This is a genomic window from Rhodovarius lipocyclicus (genome assembly GCF_009900765.1).
In the GTDB taxonomy this organism is placed as follows: domain Bacteria; phylum Pseudomonadota; class Alphaproteobacteria; order Acetobacterales; family Acetobacteraceae; genus Rhodovarius; species Rhodovarius lipocyclicus.
Window position 1 is genome coordinate 1 of the sequence record NZ_JAAABL010000023.1, and the last position, 22017, is coordinate 22017.

The window sequence follows — 22017 nt, forward strand, 5'->3', positions numbered from 1 at the left end:
ACTACATCGAGCGCTTCTACAACCCCAGGCGACGGCACTCGACCATCGGGTATCTCAGCCCTATGGAGTTCGAGCGCTTGGCCAGTTCAGGCTAAACTCGGTGTACATCGAACCGGCAGCAGGCCAGTTCGGCAGCTGGGTGGGGCTGCTGGCGGCGCTGGTGGGGCTGCTGGTGGTCTGGCTGCCCTTCGGGCTGATGCGCCTCATCCTCGGCCGCCGGGCCGATCTGTGGCTCGGCGGCGGGGATTGGCTGCTGGCCGGGGCGCTGGGCGCCTGGCTGGGGCCGGCCTTGGCGCTGGCCGTGCTGGCGCTCAGCTTCGCCCTGTCCGCGCTGCTGGGGCTGGTGGCCCGCCAGCGGCGCATTCCCTTCGCCAGCGTCTGTACCCTGGTGCTGGCCTGCGGCTGGGCCTGGGGGCTACGCTAGCCCCGCGATCTCCGCCTCCAGCAGCGCGATGTCCTGGGGGCGGGACAGGCGGTGGTCGCCATCCTTGATCAGAGTCAGCCGCAGGTCGGTGCCGGTGATGTGCTCGGCCAGCTTCACGGCATGCGGCCACGGCACGTCGATGTCGGACATGCCCTGCAGGATGCGCACCGGGAATGGGCATTCCAGAGGCTCCCGCAGCACCAGGTTCCGGCGTCCATCCTCGATCAGCGTGCGGGTGATGGGATAGGGCGCGCCATATTCGCTCGGGCGGTACCACACGCCCTCACGCGCGATGGTGGCGCGGATCTCGGGCGGGAATTGTGCCCACATCAGGTCCTCGGTGAAATCCGGCGCGGGGGCGATGCCCACCAGCGCATGCACCCGCGCGGGGCGCGCCTTCGCCAGCAGGCAGGCGATCCAGCCGCCCATGGAGGACCCCACCAGGATCTGCGGCCCCGTCGTCAGCGCATCCAGTACCATCTGCGCGTCGCTCGCCCAGCGGGAGATGCAGCCCTCCTCGAACGCCCCGCCCGAACTGCCGTGCCCCGCATAGTCGAACCGGCAATAGGCGCGGCCGGTGCGCTGGGCGAATTGCGCCAGCGCCTCCGCCTTGGTGCCCGTCATGTCGGAATTGAAGCCGCCCAGGAACAGGATGCCCGGGGCCCCGCCGCCGTCGCTGGCCGCGATGCGGCGATAGGCGATGGGCGTGCCGTCAGGCGCGGGGATGGTGCCGGTGTCTTCTTGCATGCGGTCTTTGTAGGGCAGGGCGCGCAGGCGGCCAAATCACGCAGCCCTCATTACGCAGGCAGGCGCAGATGGTCCCGCAGGGCCGCGACCTGGCGGGTCAGATCGCCCATCCCCTCCAGCGTCATGCCTGATGCTTCGAGGATGCAGGCTTGCAACTCGGGCAGGCTGTCGCGCATCGCCAGCCCCGCGGGCGTCAGGTGCAGGCGCACCACGCGCTCATCCGTGTGATCGCGCCGGCGGGTCAGCAGGCCCTGGGCCTCCAGCCGTTTCAGCAAGGGCGTCAGGGTGGAGGATTCGAGGAACAGCCTGTCGCCGATCTGGCCCACGGTCTGCCCATCCTGCTGCCACAGGCACATCATGGCCAGGAATTGCGGATAGGTCAGGCCCAGCCGGTCGAGCATGGGCTTGTAGACGCGGTTGAAGGCGTGGTTGGCGGAATACACCGCGAAGCACAGCATGTCGTCGAGGGAAGGGGCGGGCATGTCCATCATATAAATCGTGCGCGATATGGTCGCAACCGCCTTGACTGGCGCATGGCGAAGCGATAATGATCGCTCACGACCTAATCGCATCCGATGAAAGGAACGCATCATGTCCGTGAACGTGCTCTACACCACCGCCGCCCGCGCCACCGGGGGCCGTGACGGCGAAACCAAGCTGCTGGATGGCAGCTTCTCCGCGAAGCTGACCGTGCCGAAGGAAATGGGCGGGCCGGGCGGTGAGGGGCTGAACCCCGAGCAGCTGTTCGCCTCGGGCTATTCCGCCTGTTTCCTGGGCGCGCTGAAGTTCGTGGCGGGGCAGGAGAAGATCCGCGTGCCGGCCGACGCAACCGTGACGGCCACCGTGGGCATCGGCCCGCGCTCCGAGGGCGGCTTCGGCATCACCGCGGCCCTGGCGATCTCGCTGCCCGGCATCGAGGCCGCGCAGGCCCAGGCGCTGGTCGAGAAGGCGCACCAAGTGTGCCCGTATTCCAACGCCACGCGCGGCAATGTGGATGTGCAGCTCAGCATCGTCTGAGGCACCGGAGGCGGCCGGCGGTTCCATGCCCGCCGGCCGCGTCTGAACAGGGGGGGGCGGCAGGCGCACCGGGCCTGCCGCCCCCCTTTTTCATTCGGCGGTGATGCCGATCTCGCGGATCAGCCGGCCGAAACGGCCCGCTTCCTCGTTCAGTTCCGTGCGGGTTTCCTCGGCCGTGCCGCCCGCCGGCTTGCCGCCCGCTTCCAGGATGCGCGCCTGCAGGGCCGGGTCGGCCAGCGCCGCCTGAAAGGCCGCGTTCAGCCGCGCCAGCACCGGGGCGGGCGTGCCCGCCGGCGCCACCACCCGCAGGCGGGGAGAGGGGAAGTCGAAGCCCCGCACCCCGGCCTCGCCCATCGTCGGCACATCCGGCAATTGCGGCACGCGGCTGGTGCCGGTCACGCCGAGGGCCACCACCTCACCCGCGCGGATCTGCGCCAGCGCGCTCGCCACCGTGTCGAAGTAGAAATCCACCCGGCCGGCCACGATGTCGGTCAGGGCCGCGGCGCCGGAGCGGTAGGGCACATGCACCATCTGGGTGCCGCTGGCGCGGTGGAACACCTCGGCCGCCAGATGCCCCGAGGAACCGGCCCCCGGCGAGGCGAAGGCCAGCCCCTGCCGGGCCTGCCGCGCGCGTTGCAGCAGCCCCTGCGCATCCGTGACCCCCAGGGACTTCGGCACCACCAGCACCAGCGGCAGCTCGGCCGGAGAGATGACGGGCGCCAGGTCGCGCTCCGCGTTGAAGGGGGGCGGGTTGTACAGGCTTTGCGCGGTGGCGCAGATCGGCGGGCAGACGGCCAGCGTGTAGCCATCGGGGCGCGACTGCGCCATGGCGACGATGCCCACGGTGGCGCCGCCGCCCGGGCGGTTTTCGACCAGCATCTGCTGGCCCAGCGCGGCGCCCGCGCGCTCGGCCACGATGCGCGCGATCAGGTCGGTGCCGCCGCCGGGGCCGAAGGGCACGATCAGCCGGATGGGCCGGTCGGGGAAATTCTGGGCCGCCACCGGCAGGGCCAGGGCACAGCTCAGGGCAAGCCCGCCGATGAGCGAGCGAAAACGATGTCCAGTCACGCGATACCTCCAGGCACTCGATGAAGCGCCGGCATTTCCCTGCGATCGGGTGGTGGCGGTTGACCCGCCTGGCTTTGCCCTCACCCGGGGCGGCGTTCAGGCCGCCACGAAACGGATCAGCACATTCCCCGCCGCCGCGATGTCGGGCACCGCCAGCCCGCCCGGCGTCCGGATGGTGGCGAAGCCCGCGACGCGCGAGAGGTCGGCCACGGCGAAGTCGATGGCCACGCCCGCCGGGCCTTCCACCGCCGGGCGCGGGGCGTCGCCGAATTCCGGCGCCCAGTCGGTCAGCACGCGGAACACGCCCTGGCCGGTGGCGAATTCATGCCCACCGCGCGCGGGCCGCGCGGGGCCGAACATGGCCGTCAGCCGCGCCAGCAGGGCATCGGGCCGCGGCGCCCAATAGGTGACGGCGGCGATGTGCCTCGCGCCATTGGCGTGCACCATCCATTCCGGCACCCACAGCAGTTCCGGCTTGTGCTGCTGCGCCAGGAAGTGGGAGGCGCGGGGCAAAGCGGGGTCCACCAGCATGCCCAGCGACACCACCGCCTCATCCCAATCCCGCCCCGGCGGCTTCACCTTGCGCCGGAAGCCCAGATGCCCCTGATAGGGCACGCCGCGCGCGGCCATCGCCTCGCCATCGGCGGCGGCCCCCTGGCTGTGCAGGGCGACGAGCGCGATGCCCTCGCGCTCCGCCAGCGCGTCGCGCATGTGCCGGCCGAAGCGGAAGCCGCCGACATCCATCGCGTCGATCAGGCTCTCGTCATAGATGCCCATCAGTTCCAGCGCGGAGCGTTCCAGCACCGCGAGGCTGGTGCTGGTGCCCCAGGGGTGCAGCCCCACGGGCGTCAGCGTGAAGCCGAGGCCGGCGTAGAACCGCCGCCCCGCCTCGATATCGCGCAGCAGCACCAGCGGGTGGTCGATGCCAGGAAGCGTCATGCGGTGAATCCATACGGATGGCGGTAGCGGGAGGTGGCGCGGGCGGGGTTGCCCGCGACAGTGGTGAAGGGCGGCACGGAGGCGAGCACGACACTGCCCGCCGCAACCACGGCGCCGAGCCCGACCTCGATATTGCCGAGCAGCGTGGCCCCGGCCCCCAGCACGGCGCCGCGCCGGATTTTCGGGTGGCGGTCGGCGCCGCCCTGCATCAGCGTGGAGCCCAGCGTGACGCCGTGCCAGATGCTGCAATCATCCTCGATGACCGCGGTTTCCCCCACCACCACGCCGATGCCGTGGTCCAGGAAGATGCGGCGGCCCACCCGCGCGGCGGGATGGATATCGGCGCCCAGCGCGGCGGCGGCGGTCTTCCAGCCCATGGCCAGATCGTGCCGCCCCATGGCCCACAGCCGGTGCGCCACGCGATGCGCCGCCAGCATGTGAAACCCCCGCCCGCCGAGCCAGGTGCCCGCCAGCCCCCCGGGCTCGAAATTGCGGGTGGTGATGGCGTCCAGGTCCGCCAGGGCCGTGGCGGTGTCCTCGGGCGTCAGGGCCTCGCGCGCCAGGGTCTCGGTGGCCTCGGGTTCCATCCATACCGGGCGGATCAGCCGCGCGAGCAGCGCCGCGAGGCCCGCCGCCGGGGTGGCGGCGCGGGCGGTGGCGGTCAGCGCGGGCGCCAGCAGCGGCTCCGCGATGCGCTCCGCCTCAGCACCCAGCCTTTGCCAGATCTCAGCCGACATAGCCGAAGGCCACGGCCGGGGCGGCGGCGGTTTCCACCCACACGCTTTTTGTCTGGGTATAGGCGGCCAGGGCCTCGCGCCCCGAGGAACGGCCGAAGCCCGACCGCCCGAAGCCGCCGAAGGGTGAGGCGACGTTGATGGTCTTGTAGCTGTTCACCCAGAAGGTGCCGGCGCGCACCGCCGCCGCCATCCGGTGGGCACGCGCCACATCCTGCGTCCAGACCGCGCCCGCCAGGCCATAGGGGGTGGAGTTGGCGATCGCCACCGCTTCCTCCTCCGTGTCGAAGGGCAGTACGGCCAGCACGGGGCCGAAGACTTCCTCCCGCGCGATCGCGGCGTCGGGGGCCACGCTGTCCAGGATGGTGGGGGCGAAGAAGAAGCCGCCGGTCGATTGGAACTCCACCGGGCAGCCGCCGCCCGCCGCGATGCTGGCCCCGGCCGAGGCGGCCTCGCTGACCATGGCGCCGATCTTCTCGAACTGGCGGCGGTTGTTGATGGGGCCGATCTGGGTGGCGGGGTCGGTCGGCAGGCCGAAGGGGATGCGGTTGGTGGCGGCCGCCAGCCGCGCGACGAATTCCGCATGCGCCGCGCGCTGCACCAGCAGGCGGGAGCCCGCGACGCAGCTCTGCCCCGCGCCGCCGAAGATGGCGGCCTGGGCGCCGGCCACGGCGCGCGGCAGGTCGGCATCGGCGAAGACGATGTTGGCCGACTTGCCGCCGAGTTCGAGGATGCTGGGGACGATGTTGCGCGCGGCGGCGGCCGCGATCTGCGCGCCGGCCTCGGCCGAGCCCACGAACACCACCAGGCGCGTGTCGGGGTGGGAGACGGCGGCGGCACCCGTGGTGGGCCCCGCGCCCGCGAGGATGGAGATCAGCCCGCGCGGGATGCCCTCGGCCTTGTCGCACAGCGCGCCGAGTGCGACCGAGGTCAGCGGCGTCAGCTCCGACGGCTTCAGCACCACGGCGTTGCCCGCGCAGATGGCGGGCGCGATCTGCCAGCCCGCCGTGAAGACGGGCGCGTTCCAGGGCGTGATCTGCACCACCGTACCGAAGGGTTCCGGCCGGGTGTAGTTCAGGTGGCTGGTGGGCACGGGGATCACCTCCCCATGCAGCTTGTCGGCCCAGCCCGCGTAGTATTCGAACATCTCCGCGACCTTGCCCACCTCGCCCATCGTGTCGCGGATGGGCTTGCCGGCGGACAGCGTCTCCAGCTCCGCCAATTCCTTGGCGTGGGCGCGGACCAGGCGGGCCACCTCCCACATCGCGCGGCCGCGGGCGGCGGCGGTCATGGCCATCCAGGCGCGCTGGGCGGGGCGGGCGGCGTCCATCGCGGCCTGCACCACCGGGGCGCCGGCATCGGCGTAGGTCAGGAACACCTGGCCGTTGGCGGGGTTCACCAGATCCAGCGCCGCGCCGGTCCCGGGCAGGATCCCGCCCGCCACGAAGCTGCCGACCTTGCCGCCGGGCAGCAGGGAGGAAAGGAGTTCGTCGATGCGGCTCATGTCACTTGCTCCGGTAGTCGGCCATCAGGGTGAAGTCGGCGCTGTCGGGGATGCGGCCCTGGCGGGCTTCCTGCCAGATCTCGCCCGCGCGGGCGCAGAGGGGAGCGGGGGAGCCGGTCTCGGCCGCCAGTTCCAGCGCCAGGCGCAGATCCTTGCGCATCAGCCCGGCGGAAAAGCCGCTGTCGAAAGTGGCGGGGATGACCCAGCGCGGCACCATCGCTTCGCTGATCGCGCTGCGGCCGGTGGCGGCGTTCACCACCTTCAGCGCCTCCTCGGCCGACAGGCCGGCGCTTTCGGAAAGCCGCAGCGCCTCGCCGGTCGTGACCAGGTGGGCGGCCACCAGCATGTTGTTCACCAGCTTGGCGATATTGCCGGCCCCCGAGGCGCCGACATGCACCGCCTTGCCCGACAGCGCCTCGATCACCGGCCGGGCCAGCTCCAGGTCGGCCTCGGCGCCGCCGATCATCATGGTCAACGATCCGCTTTCGGCGCCCGAGGGCCCGCCGCTGACCGGCGCGTCCAGCAGGCCATGCCCGGCCTCGGCCAGCCGGGCTGCCAGGCGCCGCGTGGTGCCGGGGTCGGAGGTGGAGGTGTCGATCACCACCACCTTGCGGTCGCCGCGTTCCAGCAGCCCGCCGGGGGCGGTCACCACCGCCTCCACATCCTTGGCATAGGGCAGGGAGAAGACCAGCGCGTCGGCGCCGTTCAGCACCTCATGCAAGGGCAGGAAGCGCACGCCCGCGGCCTCGATGGCCGGGCGGCGCGCTTCGGAAATATCGTGGCCCAGCACGGAAAACCCCGCGCGCAGCAGGCTGCTGGCCATGCCCAGGCCCATATTGCCCAGACCCACGACGCCGACCTTGGTGATGCTCATCCGAAACCCTCCGTTGGCGGGCAGCTTCGGGCCGGGCATGCGTTGCCACAAGCAGAGGTTTTAGAACGATCCGTTGCCGTTCAGGCAACGAACACCGGCATCTCCCGCCGCAGCCATTGCAACAGGCGCGAGGCAGCCTCCGGCAGGCGGCGCCCGGCGCGCACCAGCAGATGCGCGCTGGCCTCGGCCAGCAGCGGGTCATGCAGCGGCAGGGCCACCAGCCGGCCCTCCGCCACATCGGTGATGGCGGCGAAGCCGGGCATGAAGCTGACGCCCAGCCCCGCGATCACGAAACGCCGCTGTAATTCGAAGGAAGCGGTCTCCAGCCGGGCCGCCAGGCGGAAGCCGCCATCGGCCTCCACCCGCGCCAGCAACTGCCGCACGCCATGGTCGGGCGGGTTCAGCGCGGCCGGGATCTGCGAGAAATCGCGCAGGCGCGGCGCGGCGAGCCCCGCCAGCGGATGGTCGGGGGGCAGGATGGCGGCCAGGGGCTGGCGGGCGATCGCCACCGCCTCCAGCGCCGCGTGCGCGGGCGGGTTGTAGGCCAGGCCGATATCAGCCTCGCCCTCGGCCAGCGCGGTCAGGATGCCATCCGTGGTGCCCAGCGCCACGCTGGTGCCGATGCCCGGATGCGCGCGGGAAAACCCGGCCAGCCCCTGGTCCACCAGCCCGGGCAGGAACCCCGCGCCGACGCACAGCCGCACCAGCCCCTCCTGCCCGCCGCGCAGCCGGGCCAGGCGGTCTTCCAGCAGTTGGGCCTCCTCCTCCTGCCGCTGGGCGTGTTCGGCCAGGATGCGGCCGGCCTCGGTGGGCGTCACGCCGCGCGGCAGGCGCTCCAGCAGGGCCTCGCCCAACTCGGCCTCCAGCTCCGCCACCTGGCGGCTGATGGCCGAGGCCGCGACATGCAGCGCCTCCGCCGCGCCGCGGATGGAGCCCGCGCGCACCACGGCCAGGAAGTATCGCAGCGCGCGGTGGGTCACGGAGCCTCCGGTTCGGACAGCATTAACTGCCGTTGGCGGACATTCGGGGCAACAGCGGCGGCACCACGCCCGGAGAAGCCATGTCCAGCACCCTCGGTTCCGCCAATTCCTATACGTCGACCAGTGGCAACACCAGCGTGCCCGTGATGTCTAGCTCCCTGACGAGCGGCTAGGGCCTTTCCTCCTCGGCCTCGCGGGAGATCTTTTCGCGGCAGAAGAAGGTGGGCGGCAAGCTGGCGGCGCTGGTCGCCGGCAAGCCGGAATACAGCCAGGACAACCGCAAGCCCGGTGATGTGTTTTTCCATGTGGACGGCACCACCATCGGCCACACGAACATGACCTCCTCCGATGTCACCAAGAAGGTGGATTCGGTGGATGGCGTCGGTGTCCGCAGCATGCCTTTGGCCCGCGACAGCAACACCGCCATCGTCTTCCGCTTTCATGACGAGGGGCTGGCGCTGAGGGCCGCCAAGATCGCTGAGGAATGGGCCAACACCTACAATGACGGGGCCTATGGCACCAATGGCGTGGGCTATTCCGGTGGGCTGACGGCCGGCATCGGCATCACCGGCCGCGTCATCGGGGCGCTGATGGGGGCTTCCAAATTCGGCACTGGCGCGCGGGCGCGGCTGTTGAAATACCGCAACCGCACCGGCATGGCCCCCAAGCACGTCATCTGCTCGGAGATGTGCATCCTCGCCTTCCAGCTCTGCATGGCCGAGAACGCCGCGGGCTTCATCAGGTTGGACGCCAAGCACACCCTGCCGTCCAACCTGTGCGACCACTTCATCAGGAACCCCGCCCACTGGTCCGTGGTCGCCTACAAGACCATCTGAGGTAAGGCGCGCTACCGGCCCTGGAAGACTGGCGCGCGCTTTTCCCGGAAGGCGGCCAGGCCTTCCTTGATGTCCTGGCTTTTTTGGGTGGCGGTGGCGCGGGCGGCGCAGGCGGCGGCGTCGAATTCCCCGCGTGAGATCTCGTTCAGCGCGATCTTCATGCCCTGCACCGCCAGCGGCGCCATGGCGGCCAGCCGCTCGGCCAGCGCCGCCACGGCCTCGTCCAGCGCCTCGGGCGCCACCATCTCCGTCAGGTAGCCGATGCGCAGAAGTTCGGGCGCCTGCAGCTTCTCGGCCGTCAGGAACAGGCGCTTGGCGGCGTTCAGCCCCAGGCGCGACACATAGCGCACCATGCCCGAGGGGTAGTAGTGCAGCCCCAGCCGCGCGGCCGGCATGAACATCTCCATCGTGTCGATGCCGATGCGGAAATCGCAGCACAGCGCGAGGTCGGTGGAGCCGCCATACACGCCGCCATTCAGCCGGCAGATCACCGGCACGCGGCAGTTCTCCAGCTTCGTGCCCACATCCTCGAAGGACAGTTGTGGCCCACCGGTGGTGACGGCGGCGTCCGGGCGCTCCGCCAGGTCGCCGAGGTGATAGCCAGCCGAGAAGGCGCGCCCGGTGCCGGTGAAGACCAGCACGCGGATGGCGGGGTCGGCGTTCACCTCGTCGATCGCGGCGGCGATGGCGGCCAGGTCGGGCGGTTCGATGCGGTTCAGGTGGCGCGGGCGGTTCAGGCGCAGGGTGGCGATGGCGCCGTCGCGCGTCAGGATGGGGGTGCTGGCTTCGTCGGTCATTGTGGGTTCCGTTTCCGGCCGCGCAGCATGACGGGCGCGGATGGTGCCGACAAGCGGGCGGGTCCTCCGCTTGGCGGCGCGGGGGGGCGGGCGCAGTGTAGGCCCATGATCATCCGGATGTCCGAACCCACCGATATTCCCGCCATCGCGGCCATCTATGGCCATTGGGTGGCCCATGGCCTGGCCAGCTTCGAGCTGGACCCGCCCGACGCCGCCGAGATGGCCCGCCGGCGCGAAGCGGTGCTGGCCGGCGGCTATCCCTACCTGGTCGCGGAGCGCGATGGCGAGATCCTGGGCTATGCCTATGCCAGCGCCTATCGCACCCGGCCAGGCTACCGCTTCACGGTGGAGAACAGCATCTATGTCTCGCCCACGGCGCGCCGCGGCGGCGTGGCCAGCGCGCTGCTGGCGCGGCTGATCGAGGAATGCACCGCGCGCGGCTTCCGCCTGATGGTCGCCGTGATCGGGGACAGCGGCAATACGGCCTCCATCGGGCTGCACGCGGCCCAGGGCTTTGCCATGGTGGGCACCATCCCGGCTATCGGCTGGAAGCACGGCCGCTGGGTGGACAGCGTGCTGATGAGCCGCCCGCTGGGTGAGGGGGCCGACAGCCCGCCCGTGTGACCGCTCAGCCGCCCATCGCCACCCGCACCGCCTCGCGCTCCGCCGCGTTCATGTGCAGGCCGAGCTTGGTGCGGCGCCACAGGACATCCTCGGCGGTGCGGGCCCATTCATGTTCGCGCATCCAGGCGATCTCGCGGCAGGTCAGCCCCGCGCCGAACAGGGTGCCCATATCCTGAAGGCCGGTGGCGCCATCCAGCATGGCCGGCAGTTCCCCGCCATGGGTGCGCACCAGCCGCTCCATGCCCGGCATCCAGGGATATCGGCGGGACATCTCGGCGGTGAAGGCCGCCCGGTCCAGCCCGCCCAGATCGCCGCCCGGCAGGGTGGCGGTGGCGGTCCAGGGCGTGCCGGCATGGCCCAGCGCGCGGCCGGCCAGGGTCGTCGCATCCTCCGCCAGGCGGCGGAAGGTGGTGATCTTGCCGCCATAGACCGAGAGCAGCGGCGCCCCCGCATCATCCAGCTTCAGCACATAGTCCCGCGTGACGGAGGACGGGTCATCCGCCCCGTCGTCGAACAGCGGCCGCACGCCGGAATAGCGCCAGACGATATCGCTCAGCCCGATCTGGCGGCGGAACTGCCGGTTCACGGCGGCGATCAGGTATTCGGCCTCGGCATCCGTGCAATGGGCGGTGGCGGCGTCGCCCTCATGCGGCACATCGGTGGTGCCGATCAGCGAGAACTCGCCTTCATACGGGATGACGAACACCACCCGGCGGTCGTCGTTCTGCAGGATATAGGCCTGGGCGCCGTCGTGCAGTTTCGGCACCACGATGTGGCTGCCGCGAATGAGGCGCACCTGACCCGGCGGGGTGGTGTGGGCGGCGGCGAGGGCCTGCTGCACCCAGGGGCCGGCGGCGTTCACGATCGCCCTGGCGGTCACGCGGAACCCGCCTTCCGGGCCGCGCAGCCGCACCTCCCAATGGCTCGGGTGGCGGACGGCGTCGAGGAACTCGGTGCGGGGATGCACGGCGGCGCCCCGGGCGGCGGCATCGCGGGCGTTCAGCAGCACCAGCCGCGAATCCTCCACCCAGCCATCGGAATAGGCGAAGGCATGGGTGATGGCGGGGTTCAGCGGCGCGCCGAACGGGTGTGTCGCGGTGCGGAAGCCCTCCGCGCCCGGCAGCGAGACGCGGCGGGCCAGGTGATCGTACAGGAACAGGCCCAGGCGGATCATCCAGCGCGGCCGCATCTCCGGCCGATGGGGCAGCACGAAGCGCATGGGCCAGATGATGTGCGGGGCCAGGCGCAGCAGCACTTCGCGCTCGGCCAATGCCTCTCGCACCAGGCGGAATTCGTAGTGTTCCAGGTATCGCAGCCCGCCATGCACCAGCTTGGAGGAGGCGGAGGAGGTCGCCTGGGCGAAATCCCCGCGCTCCACCAGCATCACGCGATGGCCGCGGCCCACCGCGTCCCGCGCGATGCCCGCGCCGTTCACGCCGCCGCCGATCACCAGAAGGTCGAAACCGGGAGATTCCATGCCCGCAGGATAGCGTGTGCGGGCCCGCGCGTCAGGCCAGTTCCAGGAAGCCGGTGCGCCCGTGCGGGGTGATGCTGTCCGGCCCCACCTCCAGCAGCGTCCAGCCATTGGGGCTGCCGCCGCGCGCGGACAGGGCCGAGGGCGTGATGAGCTGCCAGGGTCGGCCCTGGTCCCGCAGCAGTGCCGCGCGGTGCAGGTGGCCCGACAGGATCAGCTCCACCCCGTGTTCGCGCAGCAGTTCCAGCGCGGTGGCGGCATGGCGCACGGGCCGGCGATGCGCGGCCCAGGCGGGGTGCAGCAGCGGGTGGTGGGTCAGCACCACGCAGCGCCGGCTTCGGCGGGTCTCCAGCGCCTCCCGCAGCGCGCGCATCCGCCGCGCGGACACACCGCCCGCCGACCAGTCGAAATGCCAATGCGCGCGGCTGACCGTATCCAGGCCGATCACCGACAGGCCGGGCAGTTCCAGCACCATGCAGGCGCGCTGGGGCAGGGCGGCCTGCCAGTCGGCGCGGGGGGCGAAGAAGCGTTCCAGCAGATCCCAATGCGGGATGTCGTGGTTGCCGGGCACGGCCAGTGCCGGAATGTCCGGGGCCACGCTGTCCAGCAGGCGCCAGGCGGCGGTGAATTCCACCCCGCGCGCCGCGCGCGTCAGGTCGCCGCCCACCAGCAGCGCGTCGGGGCGGGCGGCCCGCAGATCGGCCGCCAGGGCCTGGACCAGGGCGGGATCGGCCTCACCCAGATGCAGGTCCGTCACATGCGCCAGGCGGATCATGCGGGCGGGGCGGGGTCCAGGATGCGCAGCGCATCCCCGCGCAGGCGGAACCGCAGGGGAGAGGGCGCCAGCATCATCTCCCCATCCAGGCTGAAGCGCAGCGCGCGCCCGCGCCCGATCACCACCAGGCGCTCGGCGGTGGCGGCCTCGGCGTCAGGGTCCTCAGCCAGGCGGCCACGGAACCAGCGCCAGGCCTGGCGGAGGCGGGAATAGGTGTGGCGGGGGCGGGCCACCTCCAGGTTGAAGGCGGGCGGGGCGTCCGGCGGCGGGGCGGTGACCACCACGACGGAGCCGGCCAGCCGCGCGCCGCCCGGCAGCAGCACCGTCACCCGGTCCCGCCGCAGGAACAGCAGCTTGCGCAGCGTGGCGCGCAGCAGCGGCAGCCAGCCTGCGGCGCCGCCGCCGCGCTGCATCTCCCGGAAGCGCAGCAGCCGCACAGGGCGGCCCAGCAGCGACTGGAACAGGAAGGGATGTTCGTTGACGAAGCCCACCGCCAGGGCGCGGGTGCGGCCCGGCTGGTAATGGGTCGCCGCCCGCACCGGGTCGGGCGGCAGGCCCAGCCGGGCGCAGACGCGGTTCATGGTGCCGCCGGGCAGCAGCGCCAGCGTCACGCCCTGTGCCATGGCACGGGCCGCGAGCGCGCGCAGCGTGCCGTCCCCGCCCAGGGCGAAGACGATATCCGGCCGGGCCTCTGTCGCGAGGCGCCATTGCTCGTCGAGCGATGCCTCGGGCGGGGGACGGACGATGATGGAAAACCCCGCCTGTTCCAGCGCCGCTTCCAGCTGCGGCAGCAGGCCGGGCGCGCGCTGCAGGGTGCCGGCGAAGCCGTTCGCCACCACCGCGCAGCGCGCGCCTTCACGCAGGGCGGGACCGGGCTCCGCCCTTTCATGCAGCATGGCGCTCATCGACCAGCGACGCGGGAGCCCATCTCCCGTTCTCAGCCGCGACGCAGGGTTTCGTAGGTGAAGGCCGGACGGGCGCGCAGCGCGTCCTGCGTGGCGCCCGGCAGGGTCAGGCGGCTGTCGGTGGCGTTCCAGCGCAGCTCGCTCAGCGGCACCGCCACCTGGCGGCCGCCCATGCCCAGGAAGCCGCCGATCTGCACCACGGCGACCGGGCTGTGCGCCACGCCGGAGACCACCACCTCCTCGATCTCGCCGATGTTCTCGGCGCGGTCGTTGTACAGGCGGCTGCCGATCAGGCGGCTGGCGCGTGATTGTTCCGGCGGCAGGGTGATGGCGCCCGCGGTGGGCGGGTTGGCCTGGGCCAAGCGCTCCGCCGCGCGGTCCACCGCGGTGCCGGGCGGGTTGTTGCCGGTGCCGTCGCGGTTGGTCGGCTGGCCGGTCAGGCGGTCCATGGCGCGGCCCACCGCCGTGCCGGGCGGGTTGCCGGGGGCGCCGTCGGGGATGCTGGGCTGGCCCAGGGCGCGGTCCGCCGCGCGGCTGGTGGCGGTGCCGGCGGGGTTGCCGGGCGTGCCGTCAGCCTGGCCGAAGGCAACGGCGGGCAGAGCGATCATACCGGCGGCCAGGGTCATGGCGGCGATCTGGCGCATGGTTCGGGGGGTGTAGGTGGTCATGGTTGCCTCCTCAGAAGGGACGTTCCTTCCCCGCGTGCGGGGTATAGGGAAAGAACGCGAGGGGCGGATGACAGTTGCGGTGTGAGGAGAAAAAACGAATAGTATATTGTGATGGAATAGAAAAAGCCGCCGGATTTCTCCGGCGGCATCAGATGGGGTGCTGTATTCAGCGGCGGAAGATAGTTCGCGCGATGGTTTCGGCCACCGCCATGCCGGCGGCCATGGCCGGGCTGCGGAAATCCAGCAGGGGGGAGGCATGGAACTCCGCCATGCTGCGTTCCCGCAGCAGCAGCGCGGCCTGCGACACCGGGTCCGGCTTGGGCTTGGCCAGCAGCAGCACCGCCACCATGATGACCAGATCAACCCCGGCCAGCACCAGTGACGCCACCAGCGGCCCCTGCGCTCGGTCCAGCGCTATCCAGCCCGCCACATGCAGCATGGCCACGGCCGCGAGGCCGAAAGCCCCCGCCACCGCGTACCAGGCGCTCTGGCGGGCCGCCAGCACAGCCTGACGCCGCAGGCGGAGGCTCTCAGCCTCCGCCGCGGCACCCAGCAGGCGCAGGGACCGCATGTTCAGCGCCGGATCAGCGAGGCGACCAGGAAGCCCGCCAGGGCCGCCAGGCCGATGGCCACGAAGGGTTGTTCCTTCACGGCACCTTCCAGACGGTCAGCCTGGCCGCGCATGGTATCGCGCGCGCTGGCGGCGGCGGCGCCCACCTCGGCGGCGACGGCGGAAACCGCCGGCGTCACGCGCTCACTCATCAGCAATTCGACCTTTTCGCGCAGCCGCGCGATTTCGTCGGAGGCATCGGCGGCAATGGCGTTGACCAAGCCTTCGGTTTGGGGAGCCTGCATCGTTCTTCTCCTGTGTTTTTGATCAGACCACGTGGCTGCGCAGCAGCCAAGCGGCCTTCTGGTGGGCGTCGATCCGCGCCACCAGCATGTCATGGGTCGCGAGGTCACCCGCCTCGTCGGCGGCCTCCGCGATGTCCTTCGCGCGGCCGGCGAGGCCGGTGTTCTCCTCGGCCAGCAGCTTGGCGGCGGCCTCGGTCGACAGGGTGGCGGGGGCGTCCTTGATGGAGGACAGCTCCAGCAGTTCCGCCAGGCCGCGCGGGGCCGGGGCGTCCAGGGCGCGCAGGCGCTCGGCCAGCTCGTCCACGGCGGCGAACAATTCGCCGTACTGCGCCTCGGTCAGCTTGTGCAGGCCGATGAAGTTCGGCCCCCGCGCGTTCCAATGGCAGGCCTGGGTCTTGGCCAGAAGGGCGTAGGTGTCAGCCACGAAGCCCTTGAGGTCGGTGGCGATTCCGCTGTTCTTGCTCATGTCGGGTCCCCTCAACGCCAGATCGGCCGGCCGAGGTTCACGCTGCGGGGCGAGGTCAGGCCACCCGCGGCGGCACCGGCCACGCCGCCGATGGCGGCGCCTGCCAGCGGCGCGCCGGTGGCGGCGCCGATGATGGCGCCACCCGCCGCACCCAGCCCGCCGCCGGACAGCATGCGGTCACCGGGGCTGTGGCCGCAGGCGGCCAGCGTGCCGGCCAGTGCGATGGCGGGGATGATCTTCAGGACGGTTCGCATTGTGGCTCTCCAGCAAAGGTCTTGTGCTGGTAGAACGCCGCCCGATCGTGTCGGTTGCGTGGCCGGGCGAATTCACGAAACGGCGATCAGAAAATCCGCACCATCACCCAGCTGGCCGCCATCAGCCCGCACAGCGCGAGCCCCATGGAAATCCCAGGCCAGCCGGGCCGCACGCCCGCCTGCAGCACCAGCGCATTGGCCGCCAGCGACCCCACCATGCCCGCCGCCGGCTGCCACCAGGGGAATTTCACGAAGCCCCAGGCGAGCAGCCCCAGCCACACCGCGAAGGCGCTGCGCCCCAGCACGCGAAAGGCGCGCTCGGCCGGCGGCCAGTCCGGCCGCAGCCCGGGGGTGGAGCAGCGGTTCTCGATGAAAGCCGCCACGGAGAGCAGCACCAGCGCCAGAAAATAGACCTGCATGGCACCCCTGTGCCCGCCGAATGCAGGGTTTGCAAGGGCCGCGGCAACCCCCATCATGCCGCCAAGCATTCCGGGAGAAGCCTGTGTTCAAGACCGGCAAGGACTATATCGCCACGCGTGAGTTGGAGGTGGCGGTGAACGCCGCCGTCGCGCTCTCACGCCCCTTGCTGGTCAAGGGCGAGCCGGGCACCGGCAAGACCGTGCTGGCGCAGGAGATCGCGCGCGGGCTGGATGCGCCGCTGATCGAATGGCACATCAAATCCACCACCAAGGCGCAGCAGGGGCTGTACGAGTACGACGCCGTATCGCGCCTGCGCGATGGCCAGCTGGGCGAGGAGCGGGTGCACGACATCCGCAACTACATCCGCAAAGGCAAGCTGTGGGAGGCCTTCACCCACGACAAGCGCGCCGTGCTGCTGATCGACGAGATCGACAAGGCCGACATCGAGTTCCCGAACGACCTGCTGCTGGAACTCGACCGCATGGAATTCCATGTCTACGAGACCGGCGAGACCATCCGCGCCACCCAGCGGCCCATCGTCATCATCACCAGCAACAACGAGAAGGAACTGCCGGACGCCTTCCTGCGCCGCTGCTTCTTCCACTTCATCCGCTTCCCGGAGCGCGAGACGATGGAGGCCATCGTCCAGGCGCATTACCCCGACATCCGCAAGGATCTGGCGCGGGAGGCGCTGAATGTCTTCTTCCAGATCCGCGAGGTGGGCGAGTTGAAGAAGAAGCCCGCGACCAGCGAGCTGCTGGACTGGCTGAAGCTGCTGATGATCGAGGACATGCCGGCCGAGGCGCTGCGCACGCAGGACGCCAAGGTGGCGATCCCGCCGCTGTATGGCGCGCTGCTGAAGAATGAGCAGGATGTGCATCTGTTCGAGCGGCTGGCGTTTCTGAACCGGGCGCGGCGCTGATGGAGAGTTTCAATGCATGGATCGGAAGGGTTGTTTGCCTCGTTTTGATATTATCTGCGACCGCATGTGGTGTAAGAGATGAATGGTCTTTCCTTAATCCACAGACGGGTCAAGTCACTGTCTGTGTATCCAATCGGTATAACGTGATGCCTGGCGGGCCCTCGATGGAATCGGGTGCGCGATGTGAGCAGGCCTGTCGTGCACAAGGATATACACAATACATCCTGCGAAGTAACCTCGCTGGATCCTCTGCCATTCCGGAAACACCAGAGCTTCGGCGAGCAATTAGAGCCGCACAGCGGCCACGCTGGGGAGAGAGCAATTTCATCCCCGACAACTGCCGTCCCGCTCAAGGATAACCGGCTATGTTCGCCCCCTTCATCCTCCAACTCCGCAAGGCCGGCCTGCCGGTCAGCCTGACCGAATGGCTGGCCCTCATGGGCGCGATGAAGGCGGGTGTCGCCGGCTACAGCATCGAGGATTTCTACTTCCTCGCCCGTGCCACGCTGGTGAAGGACGAACGCCACCTGGACCGCTTCGACCGCGTCTTCGGCGAGGTGTTCAAGGGCATCGAGGGCTCGCCCGATGGGCTGGACCCCACGGCGATCCCCGAGGAATGGCTGAAGAAGCTGATCGAGAAGAATCTGACCGAGGAGGAAAAAGCTCTGGTCGAGGCGCTCGGCGGCTTCGAAAAGCTGATGGAGACGCTGAAGCAGCGGCTGGAGGAGCAGAAGGGCCGCCACCAGGGCGGCAATCGCTGGATCGGCACCGGCGGCACCTCGCCCTTCGGCGCCCATGGCTACAACCCGGAGGGCGTGCGGATCGGCCAGGAGGAATCCCGCCACCGCCACGCCACCAAGGTCTGGGACAAGCGCGAGTTCAAGGACCTGGCCGACGACGCGGCCCTTGGCACCCGCACCATGAAGCTGGCGCTGCGCCGCCTGCGCCGCTTCGCGCGGCAGGGAGAGGCGACGGAGCTGGACCTGGGCGGCACCATCCGCGGCACCGCGGCCAAGGGGGGCCTGCTCGACCTGCACATGCTGCCGGAGCGCCGGAACGCGGTGAAAGTGCTGCTGCTGCTGGATATCGGCGGCAGCATGGACGACCACATCCGCCAGTCGGAGGAGCTATTCACCGCGGCCAGCAGCGAGTTCAAGCACCTGCGCCACTACTACTTCCACAATTGCGTCTATGACCGGGTCTGGACCCAGAACCACCGGCGCCAGCAGAACATGCTGGGCACCGAGGAACTGCTGCGCCGCTACGGCCCCGACTGGAAGCTGATCTTCGTGGGCGATGCCTCCATGAGCCCCTATGAGATCACGGCCCCCGGCGGCAGCGTGGAACATTGGAACGAGGAGGCGGGCGCCGTCTGGATGCGCCGCCTGACCAGCCATTTCCGCCGGGTCGCCTGGCTGAACCCGCTGCGCCAGGATCACTGGCGCTACACGCAGTCCATCGGGCTGATGTCAGGGCTGGTGGAGGGGCAGATGTTCCCCCTCACGCTCCAGGGGATTGATGGGATGGCGCGGGCGCTTCTGAAGTAGCGTCCTCGGCGGCCAGCCAGTCGCGTTCCAGCCGGCGATAGGCCCGCACCGACAGGGCCAGCATCAGCGCATATAGCAGGATCACCAGGGTGATCGCCGCCCAGGGCTCGGTCAGCAGCAGGGTGGCCAGGGCGAGGACCGCCAGCATCAGCGGCAGCACCATCTGGGACGGCACCTTGATGCGCTTGCCGCTCCAGGCGGGCAGGGTGCTGATGGCCAGGATGCCGGCCCCCACCAGGAAGATGGCGACCAGGATGGGGTGGCGCAGCGCGTGGCCCAGCCCCTCCAGGCCCCAACCCTGGGCGGTGAGGGCGGCGAACAGCGGGAACAGCACCAGCCCGGCCGCGGCGGGGGCGGGCACGCCTGTGAAGAAATTCAGCGCGAACAGGGGCTTGGGCGGCTGGGGCGGCGCGCCGGGGTCATCGAACAGGGCCGCGTTGAAGCGTGCCAGCCGCAGCGCCACGCACACCGCGTAGATCACGCAGGGCAGGAAGAACAGGTGCCCCACCTCCTGCATCGACCACAGGTACAGCACCAGCGCCGGGGCCACGCCGAAGCACAGGAAATCCGACAGGCTGTCGAATTCCGCGCCGAAGGCGGAGGTGCCCTTCAGCAGCCGCGCGATGCGCCCGTCCAGCCCGTCGATGACGGCGGCGGCGACGATCATCGCGGCGGCGGGGCCGAACTGGCCCTCGAAGGCGAAGCGGATACCCACCAGCCCGGCGCACAGGCCGAGCATGGTGAGGATGTTGGGGATCAGCCGGTTCAGCGAGGGCCCGCGATAGCGCGGCCTGCGGGCCAGCCGCTGCTGCAACGCCCGGCGGGCTTTCTCGCGCGCCCTCATGCCAGGGGGGTCTCGTCCAGATGCGCCAGCACGGTCTCGCCGCCGATCATGGTCTGGCCGACGCTGACGATGGGCGTCACGCCGGGGGGCAGGTACACATCCGTGCGGCTGCCGAACCGGATGATGCCGAAGCGCTCGCCGGCGGCCAGCACGTCGCCCGACTTGGCGTCGCACAGGATGCGCCGGGCGATGAGCCCCGCGATCTGCACGCAGGCCAGCATGCGCCCGTCCGGGATGCGGATGGCCAGCGCGTTGCGCTCGTTCTCGTCCGAGGCCTTGTCCATGTTGGCCGACAGGAACTTGCCGTGGTGATAGGCCACGCGCGTGACCATGCCCGCGACAGGGCTGCGGTTCACATGCACGTCCATCACCGACAGGAAGATGGCCACGCGCCACACCGGCTCGGCGCCCATGTCGAGTTCCACCGGCGGGGGTGCCATCTGCACCGAGACGATGTGCCCATCGGCGGGTGCCACCACCAGCCCCTCACGCGGGGGCGGGTACCGTTCCGGGTCGCGGAAGAAGTACAGGCAGAACAGGGTGAAGAGAGCGGCCGGCCAGAACAGCCAGCCACTCACGAGGAGACCGACCACGCTGAGCACAGCGCCGGCGGCGATGAAGGGTGTACCCGCCTTGTGGGGGCGGGCGAACACCATGCGGAGACTTTCGGCGAGCGCCATGGGCGCGGTTTATCCTCTCTTCATCTCGGCCGGGCAAGCTTGGCCTTATGTTGTTGACCATCGGCCCATTCAACGTGGCACCGGACGGAGCATTGTCCCCCCGGGCGCCGGACCTTCGACCCATCGTGCGCTACGCTTGGCGGGGCCATCCCTGCGCGGCGGAAGTGACGGATGCGTCGCTGACCATCAGCGGCTATGCGGGGCGCATTCCCTCCACCGCCGAGCGCGGGGCGGACCGGGCCGCGGCCCTGGCCGCCTGGGAGGAACTGCGCCTGGGCCTGCCCGAGGGCGTGGACCTGCACCTGTTGCCGGATCACCGGATGGTGCTGCGCCGTTCCGCCCCGGCGGTGAACGGCGCCATCTCCCTGGTCAGTGAGATGGTGCGCTTCGCCATGGCGATGGATCCTTATCTGGAGCGGCTGGAGGCCGCGGGTGCCGTGCCGCGCAGTTCCGGCAGCGCGAAGACCTGACCCGGATAGATCAGGCGCGGATCGCGGATCTGCTCCCGATTCGCCTGATAGATCGTCGTGTAGCGGATGCCCCGCCCATACACCCCGCGTGAGATGCGCCACAGATTGTTGCCCGGCTGCACCACATAGCGGGACTGCTCCGGGCTGGGCTCGGCGGAGGGGGCCTCGCGCTGGAAGGGCACCTCGGCGCGGGCGACCACGGCGCCGCCCGCATCCAGCTGGTCCACCCGCAGGCGGTACAGGCCCGGTGCCGGCTGGGTGGCCGGGCTGAAGGCCCAGCGGCCCATGGCATCGGCCTGCGCCTCGCCGATATGGGCGTTGTCGATATAGATGCGCAGTTGCGCCCCCATGGGGGCGGAGCCCGCGAAGCGGATGGCGCCGGCGCTGTCGTAATCCACCACATCGATGGTCAGGCGCGTGGCGATGGGGGCGGCGCCTGCGGGGCGCGGCGTGCCGGCGGCGGCGGTGCCGGGCAGCAGCAGCGCGACCGGCGGCTGCGCGGCGGCGGGGGCCTCGGCGGCGGGCTGGGGTGCCGCCGCCTGGGGTGCCGTTGGTTCGGGGCGCGCGGGCGGTGCCGCGGCGATCGCGGGTGCGGCCTCGGGCACCACCAGCACCACGCTGTCCTCACCAGGCACCAGGGGGCCGCCGGGCGATTGCGCGCGCAGGGTGAATTCCCGCGCGCCGGGCGTCAGCGGGCCATCGGGCAGGATCACCCATTCGCCGCGCGAATCGGCGCGGGCGCGGCCGATCTCACGGCCATTTTCCAGCAGTGTCACCTCGGCGCCCGGCGCGGCGCGCCCGGCCGTGACCAGGCTGCCGCGCGGGGAAAGCCGGGCGATGTCGAAGCGCGGCGGCACCGGGGCCGGGGCCTCGGCGGCGGGCTGGGCTTGCTGAGGGGCGGGCTGCGCGGGGGCGGCCTGGGGCTGCGCGGCCGGGACGGCGGGGGCGGATTGCGGTGCCGGTTGGGCGGCGGGTGCCGCAGCCTGCGGTTGCGGGGCGGGTTGTGGCGCGGGCGCCGGGGGGCTGGCGGCCGGCGGGGCAGGGCGTGGGGCCACCGACGGCGTGCCGCCCACCCAACCCTGCTGCCAAGCCACGAATGCAGCACCGGCCCCCAGGGCCAGCAACCAGATCCAGCGCTGCACCGCACTCTCCTTCGAACAGTCACCCAACCGGGATTTTGGATAAGGCGCGGG

General features: G+C 70.8%; 29 protein-coding genes. 8 read left to right on the forward strand and 21 right to left on the reverse strand.

Annotation, left to right across the window (positions count from 1 at the left end):
- Together GT007_RS22895 and GT007_RS14550 are read left to right on the forward strand one after the other, a co-directional pair.
- A partial coding sequence (locus GT007_RS22895; RefSeq protein ID WP_328798949.1) for an IS3 family transposase occupies positions 1 to 95 on the forward strand: 95 nt, incomplete at its 5' end.
- Between the two features lie 5 nt (positions 96 to 100).
- Complete coding sequence (locus tag GT007_RS14550; protein WP_160122355.1) at positions 101 to 424, forward strand: hypothetical protein; 324 nt, start codon at positions 101 to 103, stop codon at positions 422 to 424.
- On the opposite strand, the gene GT007_RS14555 is transcribed toward GT007_RS14550, so the two are convergent.
- Positions 416 to 1171: an alpha/beta hydrolase gene (locus GT007_RS14555; protein WP_160122356.1), complete on the reverse strand. Its 756-nt coding sequence runs from the start codon at positions 1169 to 1171 to the stop codon at positions 416 to 418. The two genes, GT007_RS14550 and GT007_RS14555, sit on opposite strands and share 9 nt — an antisense overlap.
- A gap of 50 nt (positions 1172 to 1221) precedes the next feature.
- Complete coding sequence (locus GT007_RS14560; RefSeq protein WP_160122357.1) at positions 1222 to 1653, reverse strand: MarR family winged helix-turn-helix transcriptional regulator; 432 nt, start codon at positions 1651 to 1653, stop codon at positions 1222 to 1224.
- Positions 1654 to 1762: 109 nt separating this feature from the next.
- On the opposite strand from GT007_RS14560, the gene GT007_RS14565 reads away from it, so the two are divergent.
- Positions 1763 to 2188 carry an organic hydroperoxide resistance protein gene (locus tag GT007_RS14565; protein ID WP_160122358.1) on the forward strand — a complete coding sequence of 142 codons (426 nt, stop codon included), beginning with the start codon at positions 1763 to 1765 and terminating at the stop codon, positions 2186 to 2188.
- A gap of 90 nt (positions 2189 to 2278) precedes the next feature.
- On the opposite strand, the gene GT007_RS14570 is transcribed toward GT007_RS14565, so the two are convergent.
- The 6 genes from GT007_RS14570 to GT007_RS14595 form a co-directional block, all read right to left on the reverse strand.
- Positions 2279 to 3256 (reverse strand): Bug family tripartite tricarboxylate transporter substrate binding protein, encoded by a 978-nt coding sequence (locus GT007_RS14570; RefSeq protein WP_160122359.1) that lies wholly within the window; start codon positions 3254 to 3256, stop codon positions 2279 to 2281.
- Between the two features lie 96 nt (positions 3257 to 3352).
- Entirely contained in the window at positions 3353 to 4195 is an 843-nt protein-coding gene (locus GT007_RS14575) for a VOC family protein (protein WP_160122360.1), read from the reverse strand.
- Positions 4192 to 4932, reverse strand: coding sequence for a serine O-acetyltransferase (locus tag GT007_RS14580; RefSeq protein WP_160122361.1), 741 nt, complete (start codon positions 4930 to 4932; stop codon positions 4192 to 4194). The genes GT007_RS14575 and GT007_RS14580 overlap by 4 nt, the downstream gene beginning before the upstream one ends.
- A complete protein-coding gene (locus GT007_RS14585; RefSeq protein ID WP_160122362.1) occupies positions 4922 to 6433 on the reverse strand; it encodes an aldehyde dehydrogenase family protein in 1512 nt (503 codons plus the stop codon). Before GT007_RS14585 ends, GT007_RS14580 begins: the two co-directional genes overlap by 11 nt.
- A gap of 1 nt (position 6434) precedes the next feature.
- The gene (locus tag GT007_RS14590) at positions 6435 to 7307 is read right to left on the reverse strand and encodes an NAD(P)-dependent oxidoreductase (protein WP_160122363.1); all 873 of its coding nucleotides are present in this window, start codon (positions 7305 to 7307) and stop codon (positions 6435 to 6437) included.
- A gap of 80 nt (positions 7308 to 7387) precedes the next feature.
- Positions 7388 to 8287 (reverse strand): LysR family transcriptional regulator, encoded by a 900-nt coding sequence (locus GT007_RS14595; RefSeq protein WP_160122364.1) that lies wholly within the window; start codon positions 8285 to 8287, stop codon positions 7388 to 7390.
- Between the two features lie 221 nt (positions 8288 to 8508).
- Here GT007_RS14595 and GT007_RS14600 point away from each other — a divergent pair, with 221 nt between their 5' ends.
- Positions 8509 to 9123, forward strand: coding sequence for a hypothetical protein (locus GT007_RS14600; protein WP_160122365.1), 615 nt, complete (start codon positions 8509 to 8511; stop codon positions 9121 to 9123).
- Between the two features lie 11 nt (positions 9124 to 9134).
- On the opposite strand, the gene GT007_RS14605 is transcribed toward GT007_RS14600, so the two are convergent.
- Positions 9135 to 9920, reverse strand: coding sequence for an enoyl-CoA hydratase/isomerase family protein (locus GT007_RS14605; protein WP_160122366.1), 786 nt, complete (start codon positions 9918 to 9920; stop codon positions 9135 to 9137).
- Positions 9921 to 10037: 117 nt separating this feature from the next.
- Here GT007_RS14605 and GT007_RS14610 point away from each other — a divergent pair, with 117 nt between their 5' ends.
- Complete coding sequence (locus GT007_RS14610) at positions 10038 to 10544, forward strand: GNAT family N-acetyltransferase (RefSeq protein WP_236571675.1); 507 nt, start codon at positions 10038 to 10040, stop codon at positions 10542 to 10544.
- 4 nt (positions 10545 to 10548) lie between these two features.
- On the opposite strand, the gene glpD is transcribed toward GT007_RS14610, so the two are convergent.
- The 9 genes from glpD to GT007_RS14655 form a co-directional block, all read right to left on the reverse strand.
- Positions 10549 to 12021 (reverse strand): glycerol-3-phosphate dehydrogenase, encoded by a 1473-nt coding sequence (gene glpD, locus GT007_RS14615; protein ID WP_160122368.1) that lies wholly within the window; start codon positions 12019 to 12021, stop codon positions 10549 to 10551.
- Between the two features lie 31 nt (positions 12022 to 12052).
- The gene (locus GT007_RS14620; RefSeq protein WP_160122369.1) at positions 12053 to 12793 is read right to left on the reverse strand and encodes a metallophosphoesterase family protein; all 741 of its coding nucleotides are present in this window, start codon (positions 12791 to 12793) and stop codon (positions 12053 to 12055) included.
- Complete coding sequence (locus GT007_RS14625) at positions 12790 to 13689, reverse strand: diacylglycerol/lipid kinase family protein (protein ID WP_160122370.1); 900 nt, start codon at positions 13687 to 13689, stop codon at positions 12790 to 12792. The genes GT007_RS14620 and GT007_RS14625 overlap by 4 nt, the downstream gene beginning before the upstream one ends.
- A gap of 41 nt (positions 13690 to 13730) precedes the next feature.
- Complete coding sequence (locus tag GT007_RS14630) at positions 13731 to 14366, reverse strand: PRC-barrel domain-containing protein (RefSeq protein WP_160122371.1); 636 nt, start codon at positions 14364 to 14366, stop codon at positions 13731 to 13733.
- 166 nt (positions 14367 to 14532) lie between these two features.
- A complete protein-coding gene (locus GT007_RS14635) occupies positions 14533 to 14937 on the reverse strand; it encodes a hypothetical protein (protein WP_160122372.1) in 405 nt (134 codons plus the stop codon).
- Between the two features lie 2 nt (positions 14938 to 14939).
- On the reverse strand, positions 14940 to 15221 hold the full coding sequence (locus GT007_RS14640; protein ID WP_160122373.1) for a hypothetical protein: 282 nt from the start codon (positions 15219 to 15221) through the stop codon (positions 14940 to 14942).
- Between the two features lie 22 nt (positions 15222 to 15243).
- Positions 15244 to 15687 carry a Dps family protein gene (locus GT007_RS14645; protein WP_160122374.1) on the reverse strand — a complete coding sequence of 148 codons (444 nt, stop codon included), beginning with the start codon at positions 15685 to 15687 and terminating at the stop codon, positions 15244 to 15246.
- A gap of 11 nt (positions 15688 to 15698) precedes the next feature.
- A complete protein-coding gene (locus GT007_RS14650; RefSeq protein ID WP_160122375.1) occupies positions 15699 to 15941 on the reverse strand; it encodes a hypothetical protein in 243 nt (80 codons plus the stop codon).
- Positions 15942 to 16027: 86 nt separating this feature from the next.
- Positions 16028 to 16360, reverse strand: coding sequence for a hypothetical protein (locus GT007_RS14655; RefSeq protein ID WP_160122376.1), 333 nt, complete (start codon positions 16358 to 16360; stop codon positions 16028 to 16030).
- An 83-nt stretch (positions 16361 to 16443) separates the two neighbouring features.
- Here GT007_RS14655 and GT007_RS14660 point away from each other — a divergent pair, with 83 nt between their 5' ends.
- Entirely contained in the window at positions 16444 to 17283 is an 840-nt protein-coding gene (locus tag GT007_RS14660; protein WP_236571676.1) for an AAA family ATPase, read from the forward strand.
- Between the two features lie 365 nt (positions 17284 to 17648).
- Positions 17649 to 18830 carry a vWA domain-containing protein gene (locus tag GT007_RS14665; RefSeq protein WP_160122378.1) on the forward strand — a complete coding sequence of 394 codons (1182 nt, stop codon included), beginning with the start codon at positions 17649 to 17651 and terminating at the stop codon, positions 18828 to 18830.
- Here GT007_RS14665 and GT007_RS14670 read toward each other — a convergent pair.
- Together GT007_RS14670 and GT007_RS14675 are read right to left on the reverse strand one after the other, a co-directional pair.
- Positions 18784 to 19674, reverse strand: coding sequence for a CDP-alcohol phosphatidyltransferase family protein (locus GT007_RS14670; RefSeq protein WP_160122379.1), 891 nt, complete (start codon positions 19672 to 19674; stop codon positions 18784 to 18786). The two genes, GT007_RS14665 and GT007_RS14670, sit on opposite strands and share 47 nt — an antisense overlap.
- A complete protein-coding gene (locus tag GT007_RS14675; RefSeq protein WP_160122380.1) occupies positions 19671 to 20354 on the reverse strand; it encodes a phosphatidylserine decarboxylase in 684 nt (227 codons plus the stop codon). The genes GT007_RS14670 and GT007_RS14675 overlap by 4 nt, the downstream gene beginning before the upstream one ends.
- A 125-nt stretch (positions 20355 to 20479) precedes the next feature.
- Here GT007_RS14675 and GT007_RS14680 point away from each other — a divergent pair, with 125 nt between their 5' ends.
- Entirely contained in the window at positions 20480 to 20824 is a 345-nt protein-coding gene (locus GT007_RS14680) for a hypothetical protein (RefSeq protein WP_160122381.1), read from the forward strand.
- Here GT007_RS14680 and GT007_RS22810 read toward each other — a convergent pair.
- Positions 20761 to 21966: a LysM peptidoglycan-binding domain-containing protein gene (locus GT007_RS22810; RefSeq protein ID WP_160122382.1), complete on the reverse strand. Its 1206-nt coding sequence runs from the start codon at positions 21964 to 21966 to the stop codon at positions 20761 to 20763. The genes GT007_RS14680 and GT007_RS22810 overlap by 64 nt on opposite strands.
- Positions 21967 to 22017 lie beyond the last annotated feature (51 nt).